This window comes from Janthinobacterium sp. BHSEK (assembly GCF_056174685.1).
This window is the reverse complement of the sequence record NZ_JBWBYV010000085.1, coordinates 1-6,541: the sequence shown is the minus strand read 5'-3', so window position 1 is coordinate 6,541 and position 6,541 is coordinate 1. Positions and strand designations below refer to the sequence as shown.

Annotated in this window: 5 protein-coding genes; 1 reads left to right on the top strand and 4 read right to left on the bottom strand. The window is 61.4% G+C overall.

Annotated elements, in window-relative coordinates; translation table 11 throughout:
- Positions 1-61: 61 nt before the first annotated feature.
- Positions 62-316 (bottom strand): hypothetical protein, encoded by a 255-nt coding sequence (locus AC0V2Y_RS24860; RefSeq protein ID WP_071650198.1) that lies wholly within the window; start codon positions 314-316, stop codon positions 62-64.
- Positions 317-669: 353 nt separating this feature from the next.
- Positions 670-1,791, bottom strand: a complete 1,122-nt coding sequence (locus AC0V2Y_RS24855; RefSeq protein WP_475416528.1) for a JmjC domain-containing protein — start codon at positions 1,789-1,791, stop codon at positions 670-672.
- A gap of 93 nt (positions 1,792-1,884) precedes the next feature.
- On the opposite strand from AC0V2Y_RS24855, the gene AC0V2Y_RS24850 reads away from it, so the two are divergent.
- Complete coding sequence (locus AC0V2Y_RS24850) at positions 1,885-2,430, top strand: FKBP-type peptidyl-prolyl cis-trans isomerase (protein WP_035821149.1); 546 nt, start codon at positions 1,885-1,887, stop codon at positions 2,428-2,430.
- Positions 2,431-2,603: 173 nt separating this feature from the next.
- Here AC0V2Y_RS24850 and AC0V2Y_RS24845 read toward each other — a convergent pair whose 3' ends face one another.
- Together AC0V2Y_RS24845 and mutS are read right to left on the bottom strand one after the other, a co-directional pair.
- On the bottom strand, positions 2,604-3,629 hold the full coding sequence (locus tag AC0V2Y_RS24845; protein WP_475416529.1) for a hypothetical protein: 1,026 nt from the start codon (positions 3,627-3,629) through the stop codon (positions 2,604-2,606).
- Positions 3,626-6,310 (bottom strand): DNA mismatch repair protein MutS, encoded by a 2,685-nt coding sequence (gene mutS / locus AC0V2Y_RS24840; RefSeq protein WP_475416530.1) that lies wholly within the window; start codon positions 6,308-6,310, stop codon positions 3,626-3,628. Before mutS ends, AC0V2Y_RS24845 begins: the two co-directional genes overlap by 4 nt.
- Positions 6,311-6,541: the final 231 nt, after the last annotated feature.

Sequence of the window (6,541 nt, the reverse complement as noted above, 5' to 3'; positions counted from 1 at the left end):
AAAACGCCGGACGCAAAAAAGCCGGCCCTAAGGCCGGCTTTCTCTAGTGCTGGGTGCTAAATTACTTAGCAGCCGATGCAGCAGCCGAAGCGGCAGCAGCAGCGTCCGAAGCGGCCGAAGCAGCGCTCGAAGCAGCAGCAGCAGCGTCGGTAGCGGCCGAAGCAGCAGCGTCAGCAGCAGCAGCTGGAGCAGCTTCAACTGCTGGTGCTGGTGCTGGGGTTTCAACTACTGGTGCTGGTGCAGGAGCTTCTTCTTTTTTGCTGCAAGCAGCCAGAGCAACAACCATCAGGGAGGCGATCAGCAGGGATTTTTTCATTTGTTTTCCTTAATTATTTCAAAAAATAAATCAATATTGTTGCGATGAATAATTACCGGTAATTATCGCTCGTTAGGTCGTCTTCGAAGGCTTTTCGTACCAGGTGGTGCCTGCCAGACAACGGAAACTTCCTAACCGAATATTATAGCGATTTTTGGTGCGTCGCAATAGGAGCAAGAGGCAAATTCGCAACTATTTTGTGATATCGCAATATTTACCGAAGCAAATTGCAAGCAAGTGTAAGCGATTTGCGAAAGCGCGACAAAACGATATAAAAATATTATGTTTCATTGCGCTGTCGCAGACGCTGCTATTCTACCTGCTGTAATACCACTTTTGCTACGCCGCGTCATTCAAGCCAGTTCGATCCAGCCATCCTGATACCAGGTATATAAGGCATCCATCACGTCATCGGAAGCCTGGGCCACGGCGGCGCCATCGAGGGCGCGTTCATTGGCCAGGGTTTCCAGGGCCGTTTTATCGGCCTTGCCAATGGCAAACGATTCGCCATTGATGAAGACATTCTTGCCACGATACAGCATCAGCGTCTTGCGCGACAACACGACACCCTTTTTCTGTGCGGCGTCCGCGAAGCGGCCCACCGTCAGCGGCTTGGACAGCGGCGTGAAAAACACGTTGTGCTTCGGTTCCGACAGGTGCTCGCCCAGGAAAATGGTCACGTCTTCTTCCGTGAAGCGCACCTTGTTCATTTCTTCCGTGATGGTGCTGAGCATTTCGCGGGGGATTTCCGCCGGTTTGCCCGATGCTTTCAGGTCCGGATCGCTGTAAATGCCCGGCAAGTCGATCGAGTCGGCCATGAATTGCAGGAACGCTTCGCCCAGTTCCTGGAACGATGGCGAGCGGAAACCGATCGAATACGTCTGGCAGTCGCCGATGGCCACGCCGTCGTGCGCGTAGTGGGGCGGCAAATACAGCATGTCGCCCGGTTCCAGGGTGAATTCTTCGTCGGGCGTGAAGTTGCTGAGGATTTTCAGCGGCAAGCCGTCGATCAGGCTCAAGTCCTTCTGCGCGCCGATGCGCCAGTGGCGCTTGCCCTGGCCTTGCAGCAGGAATACGTCGTAGGAATCGAAATGCGGGCCCACGCCGCCGCCGTCGGTGGCGAAGCTGACCATCAGGTCGTCCAGGCGCGCATCCGGCAGGAAGCGGAACTGGCGCAGCAGGGCGTCGGCCTTGGTGCTGTGCAGGTTGGCGCCCTGCACCAGCAGGGTCCATTCCTTCTGTTTCAGCGATGGCAGGCTGGTCAGCGGTCCTTGCTGCATGTTCCAGTGGCCATCCGCATGGCTGACCAGGCGCGATTCGACGTGGTCGAGGGTGGCCAGCTCGGCCAGGGCCTTGAAATCGAACAGCGCCTTGAAGCCAGGCACGGCTTGACGGATCAACAAGGGTTTTTTATGCCAGTAGTCGCGCAGGAACTGCGCCGGCGTGATATCGCCGAGGAGAGTTAATTTTTTCATGCGCCCATTATAACAACCGGAAATGCAGGAATGCGCCTGCCGTTGGCGGCGTGAAGGTATAATTTGCCAGCTTATACAATGAAAGGAAGCATAATGAAGATTGCCAAAAATACGGTCGTGACTGTCAACTACAAACTGTCAGACGCGCAAGACAATCTGATCGAAGACGGCCGTCAGCCGATGGTCTACCTGCACGGTGATTATGAAAACACCCTGCCGAAGATCGAAGAAGAGCTCGACGGCAAGGAAGTTGGCTATTCCAACACGATCCAGATCGAACCGGACGATGCTTTCGGTGAATACGATCCAGCCCTGGTCAAGGTCGAGCCGCGCAACCGCCTGCCTGAGCCGCTGGAAGTGGGCATGCAGTTCGAAGGCATGCCGGAAAGCGATTCGCCGGACGAAGAAGCGATGATCTTCACCGTCACCGATATCGCCGACGACAAGGTCGTGCTGGATGGCAATCATCCCCTGGCCGGCATCGCGCTGCGCTTCTCGCTGACCGTCGCTGACGTGCGCGAAGCCACCGAAGAAGAAATCGCCCACGGCCACGTGCATGGCGCACACGGCCATGACCATGGCGATGATGAAGATGAAGGCGACGAAGGCGATCACTTCCGCACCCATCCGATCCACTGAGGACTCCTGACCAAACCTACTGCGCGCAGCGGGGCGCGGCCGGCGATGCTCACCGTACTTTATGTACGGTTGCGCTTCTCGGCCACGCCGCGCAGCTGCTCGCGACGGTTTTGTCAGGCGTCGTGACGCTGGTGGATTGAATGAATAAAGGCCGACTTCGTCGGCCTTATTTTTTATCGGCGCACAGTCGACGCCTTGGCCCTCGCTTGCGCCGATGGGCGGGTGGCACGTTGACGTACCTCAAAGAATGGCGTCTTGCCGGGCCGTACGGCGATGGCGGACCAGTCGTTGTCGATGCTGACGTGGCCCAGGTTGCCTTTCCAGCGGATTGTCGGCGCGCCCGTCCTGGCTGCGGCCTTTTTATTTTTTCCCTCCTTGCCGTCCGCGTCGCCATCGTGCCGCGTATCGACCAGCAAGACCTTGCCGCTGAACTTTTTCGCCAGGGTGCGGACCTGCTTGCGCGGTCCCGCAAAGCCGTCCTGTTTCGAACTGAAGCTGGGCAGCAGCGAATTATCGTCTTCGTCCAGCGCGCCCACGTCGCCGTCCGAGAACAGCACGATGCCGTCCAGCTGCTTGCGCTGCGCCATGGCGAACAGGCGCTGCAGCCAGGAACGGTTGGCCACCAGGCGGTCTTCGAATTCGCTGTTGCGTCCCGCTTCTGGCAGGAAATGGTTGTTATTCGCGGGCAGGTTGATGGTGGCAAACAGCACGCCGCCGTATTCCCAGTGGGCGTTTTCCGCATAGCTGCGGAATTTCGCCGTCGATGACAGCCGCGACAGGGTCAGCTTGCGCTGGCCCAGGCTCTGGTCGTCGGCGAAATACACGTCGCGCAGGCGGTTCAAGCGCTCGATGGCGTTGATGCGGCCGCGCGAATTGCGGCAGTTGGCCCAGTCGCTGGCCGACAGCGAGACGATCAGCGGCGGCCCGCTGGCGTCGAGCAAGTCCTTGCGCTGGCTGTACAGCTTGTCGCTGCACGATTCGCTGGCGGCCTTGATGCCGGTGGCTACCACGAAGGAGGCATTGAAGGCGCTGGTGTCGGCGATGGCTTTCTTCAGGGGGCCATCGTCCGGCCCCGCGTTGAAGGAATGGCCCAGCACGGCAAACTCGAAGCCTGCCTGGTCGCCCTGGGCCGCCAGCGCCGCTTGCCATGGCAGGCTGACGGCCAGCAAGCCGGTGGCCAGCAGGCGGATCGTGGTCATGCGGCGGCCAGCCGTTTCAACTGATACAGCTGTTCCAGCGCATCGCGTGGCGTGAGCGCATCGGGATCGAGGTCGGCGATGGCGTCGAGCAGGGCTTGCTGCGCTTCATTGAGCGCGGCCAGCGGCGCCGCCGCTGCCTCTTCTTCCTCTTGCGCATACGGATCGGCGGAAGGCAGCGCGAACAGGTCGCGCTGCGGCGTGGCGTCGAGCGCCTGCGCTTCCAGGCGCGCCAGGTGCTTGCGCGCGGCCTTGATCACGGGCTGCGGCACGCCGGCCAACTGGGCCACCTGCAAGCCGTAGCTTTGCGAGGCGGGACCGGCCTGTACGGCGTGCAGGAAGACGATGCTGTCCTTGTGTTCGACGGCGGACAGATGCACATTGGCGGCGCTCGGGTGGCTGTCCGGCAGTTGCGTCAGCTCAAAGTAGTGCGTGGCGAACAGGGTGAAGCTGCGGCTGGTATCGATCAGATGGCGCGCGATGGCCCAGGCCAGGGCGAGGCCGTCGAAGGTCGAGGTGCCGCGGCCCACTTCATCCATCAGCACCAGCGAATGCTCGGTGGCGCCGTTCAAAATCGCTGCCGATTCCGTCATTTCGACCATGAAGGTCGAGCGGCCGCCGGCCAGGTCGTCGGTGGCGCCGATGCGCGTGAAGATGCGGTCGATGGGGCCGATGGTGGCGGACGCGGCCGGCACGTAGCTGCCCACGTAGGCCAGCAGGGTGATCAATGCCACCTGGCGCATGAAGGTCGATTTACCGCCCATGTTCGGACCGGTAATCAGCAGCAGGCGGCGTTCGTTGGCGAGGCGGCAATCGTTGGCGATGAAGCGTTCGATCTGCTTTTCCACCACGGGGTGGCGGCCTTCGACGATGTTGATGCACGGCTCGTCGACCAGTTGCGGCGCGGCCCAGTTGTGCTGCTGCGCATGTTCCGTCAGCGCATTCAGGGTGTCGAGCTGGGCCAGGCCCTGAGAAATGGTCTGCAAGGTGCCGATGTGCGGCGCCAGCTCGGCCAGCAGCAGGTCGTACAGCAGTTTTTCGCGCACCAGGGCCTTGTCCTGTGCCGACAGGGCCTTGTCTTCGAACACTTTGAGTTCCGGCGTGATGTAGCGCTCGGCGTTTTTCAGGGTCTGGCGGCGGCGGTAGTCGTCCGGTACCTTGTCCGTCTGGCCGTGCGTGACTTCAATATAGAAGCCGTGCACCTTGTTGTATTCGACGCGCAGGTTGGCGATGCCCGTGCGGGCGCGCTCGCGCGTTTCCAGGTCGAGCAGGAACTGGCCCGCGTTTTCCGACAGGGCGCGCAGTTCATCGAGTTCCGCGTCGAAGCCGGTGGCAAACACGCCGCCGTCGCGCACCATGGCGGCCGGTTCCTGCGCCACGGCGCGCACCAGCAAATCCAGGCAGGCCGTCGGCGTGGCCAGCGCCCCGTGGATGGTGGCCAGCAAGCCGCTTTCGCCGCCCTGGCCGCATTGTTCACCCCTGTAGCAGCGCACGATGTCGCCGCGCAGGGCCGGCAGTTGCAGCAAGCCGTCGCGCAGGGCGGCCAAGTCGCGCGGACGGGCCGACAGCAGCGCGATGCGCGTGGTGATGCGTTCGATATCGGGCACTTGCGCCAACGTGGCGGCAAGCGGAGCGGCCGCTTCGCTTTGCGCCAGCGCGGCGATGGCTTCATGGCGCGCGCGGGCCACGTTCTGGTCGCGCCGCGCATGGTGCAGCCAGTGGCGCAGCATGCGCGAGCCCATGGCTGTGCGGCAATGGTCCAGCAGGGAAAACAGCGTTGGCGATTCCTGGCCGCGGATGGTTTCCGTCAGCTCCAGGTTGCGCCGCGTGGCCGCGTCCAGGCCGATGAATTCGCTTTCCGTTTCCGTCGTCAGCGAGCGCACGTGCTGCAAGCCGCGTCCCTGCGTCGATTGCGCATAGCGCAACAGCGCGCCGGCCGCGCCGAATGCGGCGCCGAGGCCATCGGCGCCAAAGCCCGTCAAGGTCGCCACGCCCAACTGGTCGAGCAAGGCCTTGTGGCCGCCGACCACGTCGAAATGCCAGTCCGGCACGCGGTTGATGTGCGTGCCCGCGTAGTCGTCGAACAGGTTGCCGTTGTCGCCGCTGAGAATTTCCGCCGGCACGATGCGTTCCAGTTCCTGCTGCAGGCGCGCCGCCACGGTGGCGCTGTCGCCGGAAAACTCCATCAGTTTCAAGGCGCCGCTGGCCAGCGACAGCCAGGCCAGGCCCGTGGTCACCGTCTTGCGCTGCGTGATGCTGCACATGGCCAGCAGCGGGCGCTCGGCCTTTTCTGGCAGCAAGTCCGCATCCGTCAGGGTGCCCGGCGTGACGACGCGCATGACCTTGCGCTCGACCGGCCCCTTGCTGGTGGCCGGGTCGCCGATCTGCTCGCAAATGGCCACCGACTCGCCCAGCTTGACCAGCTTGGCCAGGTAGCCATCGAGCGAATGAAACGGCACGCCGCACATCTTGATGGGGTTGCCGCTGGCCACGCCGCGCGCCGTCAGGGTAATGCCCAGCAGGCGTGAGGCTTTTTCCGCATCCTCGAAAAACAGCTCATAGAAATCGCCCATGCGATAGAAGACCAGCATCGTCGGGTGGTTTTCCTTGATGGCGATATATTGCTGCATCATCGGCGTAAGTTTGCTCTTGGCGATGTTTGTCAGTTCGGTATTTGACTGCATATTCATTGTAAGTCTTTGATTTTAAGCGTTGTTCTGTATCGTGTTCGTGTGCTTGGCGGAGCCTGCGCGCATCGTTGTCGTCCCTCGCCTTGCACGGCGGGGATGCTCATTAAATATACGCGTGATCAAATTTTTCGCAGCAGGCCACACTTTACCATCACCGGGTGGCGAGGGCTGCGACGACTTGTGAGGGGTGAGATGAATTTTTGTCAAAGCAGTACGCTTGACGGC